Origin of the sequence: Rhodopirellula baltica SH 1, from assembly GCF_000196115.1 — a bacterium.
In the GTDB taxonomy this organism is placed as follows: Bacteria; Planctomycetota; Planctomycetia; order Pirellulales; family Pirellulaceae; genus Rhodopirellula; species Rhodopirellula baltica.
The window spans coordinates 2860422-2882654 of the sequence record NC_005027.1; the positions used below are offsets into that span (position 1 = coordinate 2860422).

The following is a 22233-nucleotide window of genomic DNA, read 5'->3' on the forward strand; positions in this document are numbered from 1 at the left end:
GAGGGCGAGAGCATTCTTCCAAGCGTACATTGAAATGAACCCCAAGCCAGCCCCGAAGTTTCGTGGATCGGGTCAGGTTGAACGATTTGCGACCGATGACTTCGGCCGGACCGCCCCTGAGCAACGCGTCCGCAAGCTCCGCCTGTCATCGAAACAGAGAATCTGCCCAGTGTCAAATTGCGAAAGGGGCGGTTCAGTGGTTTCGGCTCAATGGTCTCGTCCGTCGACATGAACGCAGCGCATTCGCAAGCGGAATTCGGTTCCGTTAGACGCAACGTGAACTGGATTCAAACCGAAGCCAGCCCTGGAGAAATGGCATCGTCGGCATCCCACCAATCCGGGTTCGGGAACATCCCCTGAACTGACCCGTGATGGATCGGCATCGAGCGGTGGACTCTATTTGGGCAGTCCGACGAGTCCTTTTGGGGGCTCTCGGTCGTTTGGTTTGCAACGGTCGCAGTGACAAATTGATCGGATTTCTGAACAGTTTCTCGCCGCCGAGTTGACAATCCAATTATCTTCAGACGTCCGGCAGGCCCCCACTGCGCTCCGATTTCGACCACAATCGGTGCGTGAGAACCTGTCTAGAACGACATTTTCAAGCTTTTCATCTGATTATTTCGATTCGCTTCGCTGTCACGGTGACCGTGGCTGGATCCCTTCATTCTTTGAGTTTCTCATGACGCTTCGACGCTTTCATTCTTTGTTGGGCACCGCTGCTTCAGACGCTTCCTCGGTATCCGATAGACGGACCAAGGGGCAACGTACCGGTAAATCCCGCCGTGCCCGGAGTGAGCGACGAAGCAAATGGCAGACCGCCGACCGCCGACTGAACCACGAAACGCTCGAAAAACGAGAACTCCTCGCCGCGGAAGTCGTTGCCATTCGCCCAGATGCGGGCGTATTGATTTCGGACGGAGACACGCTTCGCAATACTCCCCGCGAAATCAACTTGCTTTTCAACGGCAACGCAAATTTGGTGGAAAGCACCATCAATGGGAATGTGCGTCTGGTACGTGCCGGCGGCGATGGAACCTTTGGTGACGGCAACGAAGTCGAGATCAGCCTCGGTTACCTGGGGCTCGAAACGCCAGGTGACAATTCACTTGAAGGTCGCCAACGCATCGTCATGCGTCCCGCCAGCAACGCGATCCACAACGCCACCGATCCATCGGCATCATTGCCCGATGACACCTACCGCATCGAGATCACAGCGAGCCTGGAAAGCGAAGAAGCGGGCGGCAATGTGGCCTTCAACGGAGGAGTTGACTTTGCTTCCACCTTCACGTTGGACCGCGCAGCGCAGGTGACCTCCGTCGTTCCTCAACCAATTCAACGCAACGCTGACGGTTCACTTACACATCTTCATGACCGAATCGATGTCTACTTCGATGACCAACGACTCGATCTGAACGATGCCGAAAATGAAGTCTTTTATCGGCTGCTCAATGCAAACGACGGTTCCTTCGCTGCCAATCCAACCGACGCAACGTATTATCCAGACCAAAACCGCGTCGAATTGTCGTTCGCCCCAGGTGTTCTTAGTAATGGCAACTTTCGTTTGGACGTGGGTACCAGCAAAGACACACCTGTCCTGCAAACGTCATTCACTGCCCTGAATGACGTCAACAGTTCAATGGACACGGCCACGCAGATCGACAATTCTTCTGGGAACGTCACGGAGGGCATCTACCGAATCTCAGGCGAAATTGAGCCACAATCGTTTGTTCCTCAACCACGGTACCCAGGTGGACTCGACTACCCAGGCCATCGGAATGTCCAAGTTCAGAATCACTACAAACCAAATGATTCTGGAGCGGGAGATCTCCAACCGCCGTTCCCACCATTTCCCAACCAATTGACGTCGCCGATTGGCACACAGGAAGACGCTCCCAACCTTTTCTCTGAAAAGGTCGTGACTTATTCATTCCCGTCGCAATTTCCAGCGAATGCAATCGGCGACATCTATCAAAACCTAATCACACCCGAGCAAAAAGAGATCACTCGGGGCATCTTGGAAATCTATGCCCAACAACTTGGCTATGAGTTTATCGAACAGGACTCAGGCGGAGCCCTGACGATTGGTCGTGGAGATTTGCGTGCCGCGGACCCGGACTCTACTTCTGGAGTCGGTGGGACTGCCGGTCTAGGCAGCTCCCGTGGAATTGTTCTCGACTTTGAAGACTTCGACAACATCAGCACGTTTGGAGACGGCTTCACTGGAACGATGTTCCATGAAGTAGGGCATGCATTGGGACTGGGGCACACCTACGAACAGCACGCCACGATGGGAATTGCACCAATCTCCGATACGGAACCCGGAGACGCAGATCTGGTCCAACTCCAACGAGTTGCACCTCCTGTCAGCACGGACGTGGATGTCTATCGATTCAACCTCGCCTCGGCTGGACGAGTGCAGATCGAAACATTCGCCGAGCGCCTATCGACGCCGAGTCTCCTCAATACTCATCTACGTCTTTTCAAGCGAGATCCGCTTCACCCCGACCGCTCCACCGAGATCGCTGGCAACTACAGTTTCTTTGGCAGCGATTCCTACGTTGATGTTGAACTGGAAGCCGGAGAATACTTTGTCGGCGTCTCGAGTGCGGGCAACGACCAATACAACCCAGCGTCCCCCGACAGTGGATTTGGCGGTTCAACGTTTGGTGAATATGGTCTGCAACTGACGTTTGAACCATCGTTGGTTGCTGGCCAACAACTTCGAGATGTCAGCGGCACCCCAATCGATGGCGATGCGGACGGGCAAAGCGGCGGAACGCATTCCTTCTGGTTCCAGGCCACAGAAACTACCGACACCATTTTTGTCGATAAGCTTTCGGCCGCTGGCGGTGACGGTAGTCTGACAATTCCTTACGACACAATCGACGCCGCCTTGGCGGACGCCGAGAATCGCAACGACGAAGTAGTCGTGGAGGATCTATCAGCAACGAACTTTGCCGAACTGAACGGGCAAACATTGTCCGTCGCCATCGCTGGCGTCACGTCGATATTCACGTTCGGGACGTCGGGCACCAACCCGATCAATTTGTCGGCTGCCACCGATGCGGCCGATGCTGCTTCCATCATTGCAGGCCGAATCAACACGGTAGCAGGAACGGCGATTGCGTCTAGCGCCGGTGCAACACTCTCGGTCGCAGCAGAAAATACCTTGTCTCTGGACGACGCACCTTCCCTGGAGATGGTACCAAAGGTCATTCGCATCGTCGGCAATGCAGTCGACTCAGGAGTCACTGGAACATTTACGACCGATGACCCGTTGGTGAACGACTTGGATGGGTTGACACCCTACTTGGTTGGAGTCGACCCAAATGCCAATGTATTGGAAGACGGCTCACAATTTCGCGTGCCTCGCAACACCACTGTGATGATTGATGCGGGTGTGCTCCTTAAGATGCGAGCTGCAAACATCGACATCGGAACCGTTGCAAGTACAGACACCAATCGTTCCGGCGGAGCCATCCAGCTACTTGGAACGCCAACCGTCCCGGTCTACATGCGGTCATACCACGACGACACGGCCGGTGGGGAGAGCGACGGAAACGACGCGTTTGCACCAACAAGCGGTGACTTCGGAGGCATCGTGATCCGCGATGACTCAGACCTTGAAAGCCGTGGTATTTTCCTCAACTCCATCAACTATGCCGATATCAAACAGGGCGGCGGCAAAGTCTTTGTGAATTCAGTCGAGTCAAACTTTGCTCCCATTCACATACTCAATGCAAGGCCGACGGTTACCTTCAGCACCATTACCGAAAGTGCTGATGTTGCCATGTTGGCCACACCTGACAGTTTCGAGGATTCTCTGAATCGGATCGGTCCTGATATTTCGGGAAACTACCTCCAAGACAACGGATCAAATGGCCTGCTGGTCTTCATCCAAACAGATGGTTCTGGTCGCGTACTTGACAAGATGACCGTGTCAGGGCGTTTCGATGACACTGACATCCCCCACATCATCAATGAAAGCCTGATCATTCAGGGCAATCCTGGCGGTCCGGAAATCATCTCCGGTGTGTTGCATGCCCGACCATCCGGTCGATTGGTCATCGATCCGGGCTTGATCATCAAACTTGATGGGGCCCGGATTGAAGCCGAGCGTGGTCAATCCAATCTGATCGCAGAAGGAACCGAGAACGAACCGATCATCTTCACGTCCGTGCTGGATGATCGCTTCGGTGGAAGTGGGGCATTCGATCTCAACCGCAATCCAGGTAGCACCGGCTCGCCTGGGGATTGGGCTGGGATCATCTTCAGCGAGGCGTCCTCCGGAAGCATTGACCACGCCCTGATCTCTTATGGCGGTGGCGATGCAGAAGTCCCCGGTGTCGCGGGCGGACTATCGAATTTCAACGTCATCGAAGTTCATCAAGCGCTCGTGAGAATTGCAAACAGCGAAATCACCCTTAACGCAGACGGAAATGCGCCGAACACTCGCGCAGGCATCGGTGCCAACAGCCCAGCGACCATCTATGTGCGTGGTGCTCAACCCGCCATCATCGGAAACGAAATCACCGACAACGCTGGCCCTGCCATCAGCATCAACGTCAATGCGCTCCGACACGAGTACATTGCTGATCCAGGTCGGCAAACGGGACTCAACGATCAGTTCAAAGAGTTTGATGACAATCGCGGTCCCCTTATTCGGATCAACGAACTTGAGAACAACGCGGTCAACGGTCTTGACATCCGCAACAATCCAACCCCAATCAACCGCTTTGATGCTTCAGGTTTTAGAGACCCAAGTTTCAATGTTGCCAGCGTCCTAAATGACTCCAACATCACGACTGAGATCATTTGGGACGACACCGACATCGTTCACGTGGTCAACGGCGAACTGTCCAGTGGCAATTTGTCGACTTACGGCGGCATCCGAATGCTCAGTAGCGTGTCGGAAAGTTTGGTCGTGAAAGTCAATGGTTCGGGATCGGGCTTCACAGCCACAGGATCCCCCCTGGACATCAACGATCGCATCGGTGGAACGATTCACGTCATTGGTCAACCTGGTTACCCCGTCATCATCACCGACATCAACGATGACTCGGTCGGTGCTGGATACAACCCGTCGGGCGACATCATTTTCGACACGGGAAATAATGGCCCAAGCAACGGCACCTCCGGCTCATGGCGTGGCTTTGTTTTCGATGAGTTCAGCAACGATCGAAACGTCGCGTTGATCGGAGAACTCGAGCCCGCTTTGACTAGTGGCAACGAACTGAACGATCGCCCCAGCGGCAACCGCGCCCAGGACCTGGGTACCCTAGCGCCCGACATGAAGAGTGGCGACGAAAACCGTCGACTTGGATTTGAGGTCATGGGCTACATCAGTCCCGATGCGCCAGATGACGTGGACGTTTATAGCTTCAGTGCCACTGGCGGTACGGAAGTCTGGATCGACCTCGACCGAACCGGTTCAGCGCTGAATGGCGTGGTGGAACTGATTGACAACCTTGGCAACGTATTGGCAGCAAGTTCGGACCCCGATCTGTTCACCAGCGGAAGTGTTGCTGCGAATCCATTGACGAAGAACGTCAACCTGGGTGGAGACACCTACACGTTGAATCATAAAGATCCCGGGATGCGGATCGAACTGCCAGGAACTGGCGCAGGACAGTACTTCGTTCGCGTCCGATCGTTTGAAGGCGTGACAGCAGGTGGTTACCGCTTGCAGATCCGCATGCAGCAGATCGACGAGTTCCCTGGATCAACCGTCCGCTTTGCGGACATTCGATACGCAACGAGCGCGATTGATGTCCAAGGACTTCCAAGCAACAGCTTTTTGACGGGCGACGCGGCAGAAGTTGGCGATGCTGCTGCCGAATTTAGTGGCGGACAAGCGCTGATCAATCTGCTCCGAAGTGATTCGGTGGCCATCTCGATTGCGGGCGAAATTGGAAACGCGGCAGACGTCGACGTCTACGAAGTCGACTTGACCCATATGGCACAGCCTTCTCCCGAGGCGTCGACGATCGCTCTCGTATTCGACATTGACTACGCGGATCAAGTCTCCGGACTGGATTCCACCATCGCTGTTTTCAACAGCAACAATGAGCTGATCTACATCGGTCGCGAATCAAACATTGATGACGACCGGCCCGACCCAAGTGCTGCTGACGGACGAGGTCTCGACGATCTTTCGCGAGGCACAGTCGGCGATCGGGACCCCTACATTGGTCCAGTGAATTTGACACCCGGCAGCGTTTATTACGTGGCCGTGATGAGTGACCAGATGGTTCCAACATCGGCCGCGGTTCAGTTTTACACGGCCAATCCGAATGGCGGGCCAGATGCGCGTCTCACGAGACTCGAACCCGTCAACTCCGTTCAGCGAATCGTCGAAGACCACATCGGTTTCAGCGGATACACCAGTAACGCTGACGACCGCGACACCTCAATTAACGAGGAAGTGCGCATCCTCCCGACCACACCCGCCATCTTTAATATCGACTCAACTGTCGAATTGGAAACCCACATTGGCGAATTGGCACTGAGCGATGTTCCGTTGTTCATGATCACCGATCGTGTGACACAGTTGTCGAATGGTTCGGACGACAACTTCTACCTGGCTGATCCTTTTAATGGTGGGAACGCCTACCGGAACTACTTCCCTGCGAACAATATCAACCTGAATGCCGGCGACAATGACATTCAGGACATCGTCATTCGTAGCGATGGACGCATGTTTGGCTATGCAAGACTTGACGGAAACGATGGATCGGTCGGCACGCTTGTTGAGATCGATCCAAACACAGGGGCGATCATCGCCAGTCAAAACGATGGAATCTTGGGAGTTGGCCCAACCCCGAACACATCGACCATCGACGATGACGCTGGCGGCCATGGAGCCCGCGCTCAAGAGTTCATGGATTCTGACGACGTCGATGCATTGACATTTGAGCGTGTTGGTTCCACGAACAATGTTCCTGATTACTTGACCTACTACTCAGTCAGAGAAACCGCAACGCGAGGCACAGGTACGAGTGCGACCCACTTCACGACCTCGAGACTTTATCTGGGTCGAGAGAATGGCGATGCGTCGCCACGCACTGCTGCGAACGGCCCCGACTATGGCTTCCAGGGCGAAATTCAACCGGCTGGAATCACGACGGCCACCGCTCAGTTCTCGTTCCGAAATCCGGATACCCCTGCGAGCACAACCGTCCTGATTCGTTCCAAGTTGCCAGGTGAGAACGGAAACATTGACATCCGTTTCCGCCAAGATGTCGATGCAAACACGGAAGTTGCGAACGTTGTCAATAACATGCACAACTCGTCCGATTCAATCATCACCATTGACTTGGACGTCACCGGTGATCCTGATATCACCGGCGCCCCCACGGCGCAACAGATTGTCGACCTGATCAACAATGATGCCGATGCAAGTCAAATTGTGATGGCGGTCATTGCCGGCGGTTCGGGAGCGAATGGAGATGGGGCGAATGGAACACAGGCTATTCAGATTTCTGCAGGTCCAACAACCACAGGCGTAGGAACGCCGATGGCTCGCGTCACTGGCCTTTCATTTAGTTCACGTTTTGGTTCGAGTGGCCTGTATGGCGTGACGGAAGACGGAGACTTCATCTCAATCGACGAATCAACTGGAGAAGCAACGATTCTCTATCAAGACTCGTCGCTTAGTTTCGCGGGACTCGCATTGGGGCCCGAAAATGTTGAGGACGGCAGATACAGTCAAATGCTGTTCGCGACAACCACAACGGGCCAACTGATCGCGTTTGACCCTGAAGACACCCTGGGCAGAGGAACCGCTGACGTTGGCGGATTCGAAGCGAAAGATACTCCGGCCCCCATCTTTGCTGGCAATGCGACATCGATATCCATCACTCGCGATGTTGATGGCACCACGCAGAGCCTGAGCGGATCGGCCGTGGGTGTCGCCTTCAGCCCATCGGACTTCAACCTTTGGCACCCGACGATGCGACGTGGCAGCGATGCGGGACACGGAGTCAACGAAGCATCAGACGGAAGCCGATCCGGCAACACAACCCGGCATGCGATCTCGGGCGATCTTGCAACCGGTGACGAGAACCCCACCGAAGCGAATGGCGGTGCCAGTTGGTATTTCGGATTGGAAACTTGGGACAGCTCGCCAGCGAACGGCTCCAACAAATACCTCAATCCCGCTGGAGGCAACAACCAGTTCGGTATCACCGAAGTGCAACATGCAGACTTGTCCAGCAACCCCTCGCTGAACAACTCGTATGATCTTCCTGGAGGTGCTCGAGGACTGCTCGACTCTGGCACGTTCGATCTGACGGGAGTGAGTTCAGAGGATCGTCCAACTTTGTACTTCAACTACTTCTTGGAAACCCAGGATGCCGCTGGAGTCCACTCGGAACAAGACCCGACGTTCCGTGACAGCGCTCGCGTTTATGCACGAAGCGATCAAAGCAACGGTTGGGAACTGGTCGCGACCAATAACAGCACGCTGACAGACGTCGGCGATCACGACGCCGAACTGCCTGAGCACCTTTCGCACCTTTCGAATCCTCACGATTCGTCGAGCGTCAACCCAGCGGCACAAACGAAACGTACCGTCCAAGAACTGCACGAGAACAGCAACATTTGGCGACAGGCCCGAATTGACCTGTCGACGTTTGCGGGGGACACCAACGTGCAACTCCGCTTCGGTTTCAGCACCACCGGTGACTCATTGGATGGCCTGGAAGGTGATCAATTTGGAATCTACGACGAATCTGACAGCACGCTTGCTCGCGACAACAATCGAGAAGGTTTTTACATCGACGATATCATCGTCGGCTTCGCTGAGCGTGGGGAAATGGTCACAGCGGCACCGAGCAATTCGGCTGCAAACGCTTTCACCAATCTTGCTGCCAATTCGAGAACCGATCTGGATGCGACCGAACTGGCACGCCGCCCTCAACTGAACGGCGAGTACCAATTGGAAATCCGTCGCACGGACTACGGCGAAGGATTTTTGTATGGTTTGAACGGCAATGAACCAGACGTCATAGAGCGAAATGACATCATTTACCTGAACGGCGTCGGCGGTGGCGACTACGCCGATGCGTTTGGTGAAAACGGGGCAATCGTGATCCTCGATACGTTCGACACCAACGCTCGCCATACAATGGAGAGTGGCGGAACCCTGTTGCTTGCTGACCAAAATCGCGAACGCACACAGGGTGTTTTCCTTCTCGAAAGCAACATCATCCGCGATTCATCCGTGGTTGGCGTGCATGTGCAGCCTGGCAGAACGGCCGGTGACGGAAACGGGGTCACTTATCCGGGAGCACTGAAGAATTTCGAAATCGAAGACTCCACCTCGTTGATCCCAGGCGTTGTGATCCTCAACAACGTTATTGTCGGTGGGAATGGCATCCAATTCGACGGTCCTGATAGCACGGATCCTCAACAACCTCTTCCATACGGGAGAATCATCAACAACACGATCGTTGGCGATGGCAGTGGCACAGGACTGACGGTCACAAGTAATGCCAGCCCAATCGTGCTGAACAATATCTTCGCGGACTTGGCTGTGGCCATTGCCACGGTCAACCAAGACGACGGAATCGAGATCGAGAACAATCTGTTCCACGGGAACGGTGCCAACGGCACTGAGGGCACCAACTCCATTCTCTCCGCCACCCCATTGTTTGCGGCCGGCACTCCCGCCCAAGCAATTCTCGAATCGAATTTCTACTTGGCAGCGGGATCCGTTGCCCTGGACGATTCTGAAGATGCCAACGAGCGTTCGTTGCACTCACAATTTAAAGCCTTGTTGGGAATCCCACCGTCTCCTGTACTTACCCCAGATCGTGATGCTCTGGGTCAAGTCCGTGCCAACTCGGGTGGTACCACCGCAGGGACCGTCGACCTTGGAGCGATCGACCGCGTGGACAGTCGGCGACCATTCGCGACGCTGCTGATTCCGACGGACAACGACAACGCCGGCCAGGACACGGATCCAACCGCAACCAATTTGCGACTGACTGATCCTGTGTTAGATGCATTCTCCATCTTGCTGTCCGATGGTGAGAATATCTTCTCGAAATTCGAAGGCACCGGAATCGATCCAGCAACTGTCAACGCAGCGAGCGTGGTGGTCCGTCGCAATGGACGAGACTTGACAGAAGGAGAAGACTTCACTCTAGGTTTCAACGCTTCTTCTGGTGAATTGCGACTGACACCAGTATCGAATTTGTGGGAGCCAAGCAGCGTCTACGAAATCCGGCTAGACAACACGTTCATCGCGGACCGTGCAGGGAACTTACTGCGTCCAAATCGTCAAAATGGAACCACCCGTTTCACGATTATCTTGCCAACCGTTCAGCTCGACTTTGGTGATGCACCCGCGAGCTACGGGACCAACATTGTCAACGATGGTGCCCGTCATGCGGTAATCGATAAAGGCGACTTGCGATTGGGTTCACGCATCGACGACGAAGCCGAATCTTGGCGGGCCAGTGGCCAGCTTGACGATAACCGAAGCAACATCACCTTCACTTCGAATGCTGCCCCGGGAACGTTCACCATCACCACCGTCGGCGTTGGTGTGGAATCGCTCGGCATTGATCAGCTGCCACTCCCTGGCGATATCTTGCAAGTCACTGAACTACTCGGTGACCAAGCGACATTCGAATTTGTTTTAGAAGGCACTGCTCCGTCGGGCGACAACATAGCCGTCCAATTTGATCCTCTGGGGACAACCGACGAGCTGGGCGTGACATTGAGCGATGCCATCGCAAAGGTCTTCGTCGACTTTGGTGCTGATGTTGAGTTTGACTTCCAAACGAGCGACTCTGTTGCGGGCACCCCGACCACGATCACTCTGTCGAAATTCGATGACGAAGACGGGATTGGAATATCTCAACTTCAAACAGCAGGTGATCCGGGGGCAAACCCTCCACTTGCTGCAAACAACCACTACGTTTTCGTCGATCCGTCAGTGGTATCAGAAGAGACCTTTACCGATCCAAGCCAGGTCTCCGGCTACCTCAACCCAGCTGATCCGCGTGGAACGACGATCGTCATCAATGCGACGTCCGACGGCTTCGTCGACGCATGGATTGATTTCGATGGAAATGGAGTCTTCGCTGCCTCGACAGAAACGATCCTGGACTCGGTGCCCGTAACAGCGGGTGAAAATACATTCACCATCTTCACCCCAAATGATGCGACCGAGGGTGTGACCTGGGCTCGTTTCCGCTTGTCACCAGAAGGCAATGCGACACCAACTGGCTTGGTAATCGGTGGTGAGGTCGAAGATTATCAAGTCAGCATTGTCAATGTTGATTTGCCTCAACCGGTCAATGACAGCTATGTCGTTGACGAGGACGAAGTTTTGGACTCGTCGACCTTGGGTTCGAATCCATCTGTGTTCGGCAACGACACGTTTGATGCGGCTCAATTCATGCCGATCACTGCCGTGGTTGTGGATGGTCCGTCCTATGGCACATTGACCCTGGACCCGATGACCGGTGAGTTTGTCTACGACTCCTTCGAAGACTTCGCTGGCATCGACACCTTCACCTATCGCCTCTACGACCAAGCGACCGGTGCTGCCGCCCCAGCAATCGACGGAATGGGAGCACCGATCGGTTACGGAACAGTCACCATCAATGTGCAACCTGTCAATGATGTGCCTTCTGTCGAGAACCTGACATTGCTCGCGTTGGAAGACACGACGCGCACCTTCACAGCGGAACAACTCAAAGCCAGCGCATTTGGCGACGGAAATCGTGAATTCACATTGACACTCCCTGATGGTTCGACTCAGTCGGCCCCATGGGACGAGTCAATCCAAACGTTCAATGTCATCTCGCTGCAAACCACGGTGGCAGGAGTTGTCACCGACATTGACTGGACCACACCAATCCCCGCCGATGGTTTCAAGACCCCACGCGGCCGGATCATTCCGACCTGGGAAGCAGTAAACGGGTTCTTAGAAACCATCGAGTACTTGGCCGACACGGACTTAAACCAAGACAACGCGAATGGCAATTCGCTGTTGCGTGATGAATTCCAATTCACCATCGAAGACGACGGAGTGCTGGTCAATCCTGGCGCGGACTTGGTAGATCCAGCGGACGATACCGTGTTCACGGGTGCCAAGCTCACAGCCCAGGCGACGGCGGAGATCGACGTCAAACCAAAGAACGACGCTCCCGTCGCAGCGGAGGATGTGATCAGCGAAAACAATGCGGATTGGAACGCATTCTTTATCGGACCTGATCCGATGAATCCCGTGGCTCCCGTCCCAGTTCCGACTGAAGACCAAACTTTGGTCATTCCGCAGGCTTACCTGATCGCAAATGACAAGGAAGCTCGTGACTCGGCAGCTGACGAGAATGACAATACCAACGATGCGGGACTGACCGTGACCGCAGTGAGTGCCACCAGTGCACTTGGTGGAACGGTTTCGATCGACAGCAACACCGGCGACATCATCTACACGCCCGCGCTGAACACCTACGGTGAAGACTCCTTCACCTACACGGTGACTGACAGCGGCATCACCTTTGATTTGGGCCCCGAGGGGATGCCCGGATCGATGAATGAAGTCGATGACTTCCTCACGCACACCGCCACCGTGCGGATTCTGATCAAACCGGTGAACGACACGCCTCAAGCGGACGACCTGTCACTGGACCTTTTGGAATACCGTGAGGACGAAGATGTCACCGGCAACGCGAATCCGGTGGCCAAAACCGACGGAACCGGGTTCAAGAACTTCTCCAAGGACGACCTGCTTCGCCTCGGTAGCGCGGGCTCGGCTCTTGAAGTCACCCCGCCAACTGATTTTCCAGCGGACTTCGATGAGGATGCACAGGATTTGCGAGTCATCAAGATCGGCTTGCCTGGTGCCGCGGGAGCTTCCGTCGATGCTCGCTTGCTGACTTACGACGCGGTCACCGGTTTGGCACCGGTTCAAACTTTGGCCACAGCAAACGGAATGTTGACGCTGACGTTCAGCTTGGTCGCCGATCCAATGAACCCAGGTATGTACATCGCTGACAGTGGCGAGTTTGTCAGTGGTTCCTACGAACCCAACGTGGACTACAACGAAGAAACACCGTTTGACACCACGGACCTGTTCACCTACTTCGTGGAAGACTTCTCTGAGATCCCAGTTCCTGGTGCGGACAACTTCCCAGGCGAGTCACCCGAGAGCGTTGGTCACGGTAGCCTGACCAGCGCCGCCGCCACCGTCACGGTCACAACTCACGCGACCAACGACACGCCTGAGTTCCCAGTCTTTGATACGGTGACCTTCGCCGAAGACATCAACGACGCTGGCAATGCCTTCAACACCGTCTTCTATGACATCTACGGGGAAGCCGTCATCGCGTCGGCTGATCCGGCGGTCCACAACCTCCCGCAGGCCATCTTCGTCAGCCGCGATACCGCAGAAGACGAGCGTGGAAACAACAGCGGAGCGGCGCCGACGCAGTCGCTGACCTACAGCTACAACACGCTGTATGAACCGGCCGGCATGTTTGAATCCGCACCAGTGCTCGACGAGTACGGGGTGTTGACGCTAACACCACGTGCCGATGCCTATGGCTATGCCCTGTACGAAGTCACGATGACAGACAACGGGCAGTCCTACGATCCAGCCACTGGCATGTTGGTCGACGACTTCCGTAGCGTGACTCGCACGTTGACCGTGCACATCACACCGGTCAATGACGCTCCCGTCACCGAAGATCGAGCATTGGAAGTCATGGAGGTCGAGGAATTCTCGTCGCCGGATGACATGCCGACCGGCGCGGTCGCTTCCATCGACTTGACTCCGGATCAGTTCCTGGGTTCCACCACCGAGAATCCAGAACTTGCCGAGCAAAGTGACTTCACCGATGACATCGACGCGGTCGATGAATTCGATGAAGAAGAGCAAAGCCTGCGAGTTGTCAAGTTCACCGTCACGTTGGCCAACGGTTCCACCGCAGACGTCGACGCCGAAAACAACAACGGCGTCGAACTGACGCTGGCAACAGGCCGCATCACGTTCAACTTCGATGACATCGCAGACGGCGGTGCTTACACCGGCGGTACTTACTTCCCGAACGTGGATTACAACGAGGAAAGCCCGTTCGCACCGAATGAACAGTTTACCTACGTCGTCGAAGACTTCGGTGTGACCACCATTCCAGGTTCGACGGATGTCACCGGAACCACCGAGCAAGTCGACTACACCAACGATGGTGGGTCGCCACCGCAGGGACTGAACAATCGTTCGACACCGCGAACGATGACGCTGACCACGCGGGCTCAGAACGATGTCCCTGAGTTCCCCGTGTTTGGTGAAGTGACCTTCGCCGAAGACATCAACGATGCTGGCGACGCGTTCAACACGGTGTTCTACGATATCTATGGGGAAGCCGTGATCGCGTCGGCCGACCCTGCCGTTCACAACCTGCCACAAGCGATCCACGTCAGTCGCGTGACAGCGGAAGACGAACGTGGAAATGACAGCGGTGCTCTACCAACTCAATCATTGAGTTTCAGTTTCACCACGCTCTACGAACCAGCCGGAATGTTCGAGACCACACCAACTCTGGATGAGTATGGTGTGCTGATGTTGACTCCACGAGCTGACGCGTATGGCTATGCGGTGTTCGTTGTCACTCTGACGGACGATGGTGGCAGCTACAATCTCCCCAACGATCCACGCAGCATCAATCGCACACTGACGGTGCACATCACACCAGTCAACGATGCTCCTGTGACGGTTGACCGATCTCTCGAGGTGGACGAAGTCGAGGAGTTTGCTTCGCCAGACGATGCGTCAACGGGTGACGTCGCGTCGATTGACCTGACCCCCGACCAGTTCCTCGGTGGCTCCACCGAAAACCCCGAACTGGCCGAGCAAAGTGACTTCACGGATGACATCGACGCGGTCGACGAATTCGATGAAGAGGAACAAAACCTCCGAGTTGTTGAGTTCACCGTCACGCTGGCCGATGGCTCCACCGTGGTCGTCGATGCTGAAAACAACAACGGCGTCGAACTGACTCTGGCCACTGGCCGAATCACGTTCCACTTCGACGATATCAGCGTGGGCGGCGCCTACACCGGCGGCGTTTACTATCCGAACGTGGACTACAACGAGGAAAGTCCCTTCGCTGCCAACGAGCAGTTCACTTACGTCATCGAAGACTTCGGAACCACTTCGATCCCAGGATCGCAATACATAAATGGTGGTGCTGCCGACGAAGTCGACTACACCAACGATGGCGCCGCACCTCCCGTTGGCCTGAACAATCGTTCGACACCTCGCACAATGACGCTGACCACGCGAGCACAAAACGACGCACCTGAGTTCCCCGTCTTCAGCACGGTGACCTTCCCCGAAGACATCAATGACGCGGGCGACACGTTCAACACCGTCTTCTACGATATTTACGGCGAAGCCATCATTGCGTCGGCCGATCCAGCCGTTCACAACCTCCCACAGGCCATCTTCGTCAGTCGAGCAACCGCGGAAGACGAACGTGGAAACGGCAGCGGTGCAGTCGCGACTCAGTCGTTGACCTACACCTACAGCACCCTGTACGAACCAGCCGGTATGTTTGAATCTGCACCGGTGCTCGACGAGTACGGAGTGTTGACGCTGACGCCTCGTGCCGATGCGTATGGCTACGCGGTCTACACGGTCACCATGACCGACGATGGACAGTCTTACGATCCAAACAACGGCATGTTGGTCGATGACTTCCGCAGCATCACGCGAACGCTGACGGTACACATCACACCTGTCAACGACGCACCGGTCACGGTTGACCGCGAGTTGGAAGTCTCTGAAGCCGAAGAATTCGCCAACGGATCCGGCCTCCCGACCGGCGACGTTGCCTCGATCGACCTGACCCCAGACCAATTCCTCGGTGGAACCACCGAGAATCCTGAACTGGCAGAACAAAGCGACTTCACCGATGACGTCGACGCTGTCGATGAGTTCGATGAAGAGGAACAAAGCCTCCGAGTCGTTGAGTTCACCGTCACCTTGGCCGATGGTTCCACCGTGGTCGTCGATGCTGAAAACAACAACGGCGTCGAACTGACTCTGGCCACTGGCCGAATCACGTTCAACTTCGACGACATCAGCGTGGGCGGCGCCTACACCGGCGGCGTTTATTACCCCAACGTCGACTACAACGAGGAAAGCCCGTTCGCTGCCAACGAACAGTTCACTTACGTCGTCGAAGACTTCGGAACGACATCGATCCCAGGATCGCAATTCATCAACGGTGGTGCTGCTGACGAAGTCGACTACACCAACGACGGTGCCACGCCTCCAGTTGGCCTGAACAACCGTTCGGCACCGCAAACGATGACGCTCACCACACGAGCGAAAAACGACGCCCCTGAGTTCCCCGTGTTCGACACGGTGACCTTCGCTGAGGACATCAACGACACAGGAGATTCGTTCAACACCGTCTTCTACGATGTTTACGCAGGCAACTTGGTCGCCAACTACGACCCTGCCGACCCAATGCGTCCGCAAGCGATCTTTGTTAGTCGTGACACAGCGTTCGACGAACGTGGTGATGGGCTTGGTTTTGCCCCCACACAATCATTGACCTATACATTCACGTCCCTGGCAAGTTCTTCACCCGCTGGCATGTTTGAAACCTTGCCGACGATGGATGATTTCGGCGTGTTGACCCTGACCCCGCGAGCCGATGCTTACGGTTGGGCGGTCTTCGAGATCACTGCGACCGACGATGGATCCGACTACGACGCTGCCGCAGGACTGGTCAGTTCACCTCGCAGCGTCACTCGCACGTTGACCATCAACATCACACCAGTCAACGACGCACCTGTGAGTGTCGATCGAGATCTGGAAGTCACCGAAGTCGAAGAATTTTCTTCGCCGAATGACCTTCCTACTGGTGCGGTCGCTCGTCTGCCGTTGTCGCCAGCGGACTTCCTGGGCGGAACCACGGAAAATCCAACGCTTGCGAAAGCCAGCGACTTCTCCGACGACTCCGTCAGCTTCGAAGAGTTTGACGAAGACGAACAAGGCCTTCGAGTCGTCGAGTTCACCGTCTCGCTTGTCGACGGCAGTCCGCTAACCGTCAATGCTGGAAACTATGTGAACGGAACTCCAATTTCGCTGTTCAGCGGAACGATCTTGTTCGAGTTCGATGCTGCAACGGGTGCGTTTGTTCAAGGGGAATACTTCCCCAATGTCGATGTCAACGATCAACTGCCATTCGAACCGACGGAAGTCTTCCAGTATGTCGTTGAAGACTTCGGCCCGACATCGATTCCTGGTAGTGACCGGCCAGATCCGGATGCCACTGGGTCCATCGACTACACGACCGTCGGTGGAGTCGGTTCGAACAATCGTTCTCAGCCTCGCGACATGACGCTGACCGTCCGTGCGGTCAACGATGTGCCAGACTTCCCTGTGTTCGACACCGTCACCTTTGCGGAAGACATCAACGACGCTGGCGGGGCCTTTAACACCGTCTTCTATGACATCTACGGCGGGCAAGTCATCAGCAGCAACAACCCGTTGGTGCATGGGTTGCCGCAAGCGATCCATCCTGGACGCGTTACCGCACTGGATGAACGTTCGGTCCAAGAACTCCAGTACAGTATCAGCGTGATCTCATCACCGGCAGGCATGTTCGCCAGCGACCCCGTCCTGGACCGCTTTGGAGTGTTGCAATTGCAACCCAATGCGGATGCCTACGGCTATGCAGTGTTCGCACTGACCATGACCGACGACGGACAATCCTACATCTCCGGTTCGATGCAAGATGACCCTCGCAGCATCACGCGGACGCTGACGGTCAACATCACCCCCGTCAATGACCAACCGGTCGCTTACGATCGGGAATTGACCGTCAATGAGGTCGAAGAGTACTTCCCAATCACTGGCCAACCAACCAATCGCGTTGCCGTTCTTGATCTGACTCCAGAGACGTTCTTGGAAGGCAATCCAAGTGACGCTCAGACAGCAGACTTTGCCGATGGCGTCGTCACGACGAACGAGTTTGACGAAGACGAACAAGACCTCCGGGTCGTTCAGTTCACCGTCACGAATTCCAGTGGCACGCCAACGGTCGTCGATCGAGACAACCTGAATGGACAGGTGATTTCTCTCGCAACCGGCACCGTCAGGTTCGACTTTGACGCCTCGGGCGCATTCATTGGCGGCGAGTACCAACCAAACGTCGACTACAACCAAGAAGACCCGTTCTTGGACTTCGAGCGATTCAACTACATCGTCGAAGACTTCGGCGAAACTTCGATCCCAGGTTCTGACTACATCAATGGTCAGATGGCGCCGCCTGTTGCTGGATTCCAGCAATCGGATTACACGACCGTTGGTGGTGTTGGATCGAACAACCGATCGGAATCACGTCGTGTGACGATTCGAACCATCCAGGTCAACGACGCTCCGCGAGTCGAATTCCGCGAAGTCGTCGACATTCGCGAACGCGATGACAACCGTGGGACAAGCCTCACCGATTGGGCGACACGACGCGATCCGGCCGAAACCACTGCGTTGGATGAATTCGATCGCCAAGACGTCTTCTTCACGTTCAAGCAGTACATCAGCCAAAGCGTGCCTGACTTGTTCCGTCCTGGCTTCACCCCTGAAGTTTCTGACGACGGAACGTTGACGGTTTACCCATCGCCAGATGCGGTTGGAACGGGCGTTTTTGTGATCACCGCAACGGACCGCGTATCGGACACCGATCCGTTCACGCCGAAGTCGACGGAATTGACAGTCACGGTCAACGTTCGCCCAGTCAACGATCAACCTCGTTTGTCTGACATTGCACCAACAGGCCAAACTGGATCCATCGACAACGCCTACGAGATCACCTCGGACGGCACGTTGATCGTCACAATGAAAGAAGACAACACGGCCAACGACGGAACCACCGGCACGCCGTACTCGATTCCACTGCGAGCGACTGGCGGACGTCCGGGCTTGCTGGATATCTACACCCCCGGCCCCGAAAACGAATCGGACGGTACGTTAGGTGGAAACCAAACGGTTGCGTTGGTGCCATTCACGACGCTGCCGACGACTCTTGGTGGTTCGGTGACATACGTCCCTGAAAATGGTTCGACACCAGCCTCGCTGGAGTACACGCCGCCGACCAATGTCAACTCGTTGAACAACCTGCCCGACTCGTTCACCTACCAGGTCATTGATGATGGCACGAACTTCAACATTCGTGACCAAATCCTCGACACGTCACCTCTGACACGCACAGGCCGCATTCAGTTTGTTCTGAATCCAGTCAATGATCGCCCGGTGTTCGACATTGCACAAACGGTCATCAATGTTAGCGAAGACGCGAACATGTTCGTCCGCAATGACTTTGCATTCAACGTCTTCGGCGGCCCCACGCCAACTGCCAATGACGAGTTCAGCTTAACCGCTGCTCAAACGGTATCGTTCAATCGCATCGAACCGGTCAATGTGTCAGCAACCCAAGCGGCTCAAGCTTTCACGACGCTTCCAACGATCGTGCCTGCTGGCCACTTGACGTTCCAAGCCGCTCCCGGCGTGTTCGGTGAATTCGTGTTTGACATCTATGGTCAAGACAATGGTCAAGGACCGAACTTTGGACGTGGCGATTTGAATGAGTCATTGGCTCAACGAATCACCATCAACGTTCTTGCCGTCAACGACGCACCCATCCCTGCTAATGGAACGGGCGACACAATCACGATCGCGACTCGCGAAGACAACACGTTGGCCATCCCAGTCGACGGTGTGATCAACGGTTCTTTGCTTGGCAACTTCATCGCTGGTCCTGATTCGCCAGTCGATGGACTACCAGACGAAAACGATTCGCAAACGCTGTCCGCGGTCAACGTGCCATTGCAAACCGCAATGGGCGGCACTTTGACCCCATCGCCAAACGGCGTGGGTGCAACGTCTTACGTTTACACGCCACCGTTGAACTTTGTCGGCACTGACCAGTTCGTCTACGAAGTCAGCGACGGCGACGCATCGCGAACGACATCGGCGACCATTTCGCTAGTGGTGACTCCGGTCAACGACGCACCAATCATTTCGCCGTTGGCACCGATCGTCGTGGAAGAAAGTGCCGGCACGGTTACCCTTCCGGATTGGCTCGGCACCGTCTTGGTTGGACCTCCCGGAACGGGATCTGGCGGGCGAGCGGCAGATGAATTCGACGGCACCGGAACCACGGCACCTCAGACAATCACCGAATACCGGTTTGCCTATGTCAGTGGTGATTCGGACTTGCTCGCCACATCGACTGGCAATCCAACCGGGTTGCAGATCTTGTCGGATGGTTCGCTGCAGTTCACGACCTCGGACGAGAACAGCGGCTCGGCAACCTACGAATTGGTGGCCTTCGACAGTGGTCCCAACGACTCGGTCAATGGTGACGTTCGGGAAAGTGCACCGGTTCAGTTCACGCTGACCATTGCCGATGTGAACGATCTGCCGACCTTCACCGCCGGTCCCGCGGTGACTGTCCTGGAAGACAGTGGAACTTATTCGCAACCATGGGCGACGGATATCTCCGCCGGTCCTGGAAACGAAGGCAACCAAACGGTCGCGTTCCTGGTTCAAGTTCCAGCAGAAGATCAAGATTTGTTCACCGTGCTACCGTCGATCGACGCAAACGGAGTGCTGACGTTCAGCGTGGCTCCTGATGCTGCGGGCAACACTGACGTCACGGTGACATTGCAAGACTTCGAAAACGGTGTTTTCGCTGGCAGTTCCCAGCCCGTCACTTTGTCGATCACGATCACTGACCAACCCGACCTTCCAGTCGCGGTCGATGACTCATTCACGACCACCGAAGACGCGGTGCTGTTCTTCACGATTGAGGATCTGCTGGCCAACGACAGCGATCCTGACCTGAGCGACATCCTTAGCTTTGTGGAATTACAAACCACAACCGCGTTGGGTGCCGTCGTCAATGTCAATCAAACGACCGGCGAAATCTCATACACGCCGATGGGTTCGGAAACGATTCAGTCGCTCCGTCCAGGGGAAACGGCAACGGACACGTTCCAGTACGGATTGCAAGATGACAGCGGCGTAACCAGCGTCGTGACCGCGAATGTCACGTTGACCATTCAAGGTCGCAACGACGCGCCGGTTGCCGTCGACGACCGGGTGTTCATCGAATCCGTTGGCACCACCGTGTTGGACCAGATGCGAGATCCATTGTTCAATGATTCGGACATCGATGGAACGCTCGACCGTTCTTCACTGACGATTGTGGTCGAACCTCAGTTCGGAACACTGTCGGACGACAACGGTGTGTTGACGTATCTGCCCGGACCACTGTTTGCTGGCGTGGACACGTTCACCTACACGATCGCCGATGACCTTGGTCAAGCCAGTGCTCAAGCTACAGTTGAACTCCAAGGACGACCAACCGCTTCGGACATCTCCGCGGGAACATCCGTTGGACGAACCGGGGCGATTGACATCTCAGACAGTTTCAACACAGCGTTTGATTTGGATCTGACGTCGATTTTGATCACGACTCAGCCCACCAACGGGACCGCGGAAGTGATCGATGGCAAGATCATGTACACGCCGAACACCGACTACGTCGGACCGGACTTCTTGATCTTCACCGTCGCTGACATCAACGGAAACCGAAGTGCACCGACTCGCATGAACCTGAACACGGTCATGAGTCGTCTGCAAAACCCGGTCAGCTTCTCTGACGTCAACCGAAACGGCGAAGTCACCGCGTTGGACGCCTTGTTGATCATCAACCGATTGAATGAAGTCAGCGGTAGTTCCAGCGGTGAAAACATTCCAGTCACCGATGCTGACTTCGGCATCGGCACCAACAATGGTGTGAACGAACAGTTCTACTATGACCAAAGTGGTGATGGATTCATTTCTTCGCTGGATGCACTGCGGGTGATCAATGAGATCAACGCTCAGGGTCAGTCCGGATTCGGTGAACCGACTGACGTTCTGGCAAGCGACTTCAGCACATCGGCCGGTTTGGGTGCATCCACATCGTTGGCTGCTGAGGCCGTTGACTCAGGACCATCGAAAATGGTCGGGTCCTCATCGTCCAACGCGGAAGTGGATCTGATTGACTTGATCGCGAATGAGCAATCCAAACGCGACGGCGAAGAAGCCGATTCTTTGGAATCGAATTTGGATGCCGCCGTGCGAGAATTGTTCTAAGTCACTCTGACGGATTCGGGCATCGTTGGGACCTGTCTCGACGATGCCCGCGGCTTTAA

At 55.3% G+C, this 22233-nt stretch carries 1 protein-coding gene; it reads left to right on the plus strand.

All coding sequences use genetic code 11. The annotated features are described in order from the left end of the window. Positions 1-679: 679 nt before the first annotated feature. Positions 680-22174, plus strand: a complete 21495-nt coding sequence (locus tag RB_RS11135; RefSeq protein ID WP_164921876.1) for a tandem-95 repeat protein — start codon at positions 680-682, stop codon at positions 22172-22174. The last annotated feature ends 59 nt before the right edge of the window (positions 22175-22233 follow it).

Coding starts and splice junctions, on each gene's coding strand:
- RB_RS11135 (WP_164921876.1), top strand. CDS start 680: ATGACGCTTCGACGCTTTCATTCTTTGTTGGGCACCGCTGCTTCAGAC.